This window comes from Streptomyces sp. NPDC021115 (assembly GCF_044333065.1).
GTDB lineage: Bacteria > Actinomycetota > Actinomycetes > Streptomycetales > Streptomycetaceae > Streptomyces.
This window is the reverse complement of record NZ_JBIRQF010000062.1, coordinates 1-2,036: the sequence shown is the minus strand read 5'-3', so window position 1 is coordinate 2,036 and position 2,036 is coordinate 1. Positions and strand designations below refer to the sequence as shown.

Sequence of the window (2,036 nt, the reverse complement as noted above, 5' to 3'; positions counted from 1 at the left end):
CTTTAGGAGGCAACCGCCCCAGTTAAACTACCCACCAGACACTGTCCCTGATCCGGATCACGGACCCAGGTTAGACATCCAGCACGACCAGAGTGGTATTTCAACAACGACTCCACCATGACTGGCGTCATGATTTCACAGTCTCCCACCTATCCTACACAAGCCGAACCGAACACCAATATCAAGCTATAGTAAAGGTCCCGGGGTCTTTCCGTCCTGCTGCGCGAAACGAGCATCTTTACTCGTAATGCAATTTCACCGGGCCTATGGTTGAGACAGTCGAGAAGTCGTTACGCCATTCGTGCAGGTCGGAACTTACCCGACAAGGAATTTCGCTACCTTAGGATGGTTATAGTTACCACCGCCGTTTACTGGCGCTTAAGTTCTCAGCTTCGCCCTGACGAATCAGAGCTAACCGGTCCCCTTAACGTTCCAGCACCGGGCAGGCGTCAGTCCGTATACATCGCCTTACGGCTTCGCACGGACCTGTGTTTTTAGTAAACAGTCGCTTCTCGCTGGTCTCTGCGGCCACCACCAGCTCAAGGAGCAAGTCCCATCACCAGCAATGGCCCCCCTTCTCCCGAAGTTACGGGGGCATTTTGCCGAGTTCCTTAACCATAGTTCACCCGAACGCCTCGGTATTCTCTACCTGACCACCTGAGTCGGTTTAGGGTACGGGCCGCCATGAAACTCGCTAGAGGCTTTTCTCGACAGCATAGGATCATCCACTTCACCACAATCGGCTCGGCATCAGGTCTCACCCACATGAGGAACGGATTTACCTACTCCTCGGGCTACACCCTTACCCCGGGACAACCACCGCCCGGGCTGGACTACCTTCCTGCGTCACCCCATCACTTACCTACTACCACCTTGGATCAGCGGCTCCACCACTCCCCTCAACTCCGAAGAGATCAGGGCGGCTTCACGGCCTTAGCATCAGAGGATTCGATATTGGGCGCTTCAAAGCGGGTACCGGAATATCAACCGGTTGTCCATCGACTACGCCTGTCGGCCTCGCCTTAGGTCCCGACTTACCCTGGGCAGATCAGCTTGACCCAGGAACCCTTAGTCAATCGGCGCACACGTTTCCCACGTGTGTATCGCTACTCATGCCTGCATTCTCACTCGTGAACCGTCCACAACTACCTTCCGGCGCTGCTTCACCCGGCACACGACGCTCCCCTACCCACCACAGCCCTCGTTGGAGGTAATGCTGCAGTGACACGACTTCGGCGGTACGCTTGAGCCCCGCTACATTGTCGGCGCGGAATCACTTGACCAGTGAGCTATTACGCACTCTTTCAAGGATGGCTGCTTCTAAGCCAACCTCCTGGTTGTCTCTGCGACTCCACATCCTTTCCCACTTAGCATACGCTTAGGGGCCTTAGTCGATGCTCTGGGCTGTTTCCCTCTCGACCATGGAGCTTATCCCCCACAGTCTCACTGCCGCGCTCTCACTTACCGGCATTCGGAGTTTGGCTAAGGTCAGTAACCCGGTAGGGCCCATCGCCTATCCAGTGCTCTACCTCCAGTAAGAAACACACGACGCTGCACCTAAATGCATTTCGGGGAGAACCAGCTATCACGGAGTTTGATTGGCCTTTCACCCCTAACCACAGGTCATCCCCCAGGTTTTCAACCCTGGTGGGTTCGGTCCTCCACGAAGTCTTACCTCCGCTTCAACCTGCCCATGGCTAGATCACTCCGCTTCGGGTCTTGAGCGCGCTACTATATCGCCCTATTCGGACTCGCTTTCGCTACGGCTTCCCCACACGGGTTAACCTCGCAACACACCGCAAACTCGCAGGCTCATTCTTCAAAAGGCACGCAGTCACGACGCAGAGACAAGTCTCTGCGCGACGCTCCCACGGCTTGTAGGCACACGGTTTCAGGTACTATTTCACTCCGCTCCCGCGGTACTTTTCACCATTCCCTCACGGTACTATCCGCTATCGGTCACCAGGGAATATTTAGGCTTAGCGGGTGGTCCCGCCAGATTCACACGGGATTTCTCGGGCCCCGTGCTACTTGGG

1 rRNA gene is annotated in these 2,036 nt (G+C 55.8%); it reads right to left on the bottom strand.

Annotation, left to right across the window (positions count from 1 at the left end):
* Positions 1-2,036, bottom strand: a 23S ribosomal RNA gene (locus ACH4TL_RS45775); the annotation flags it as partial.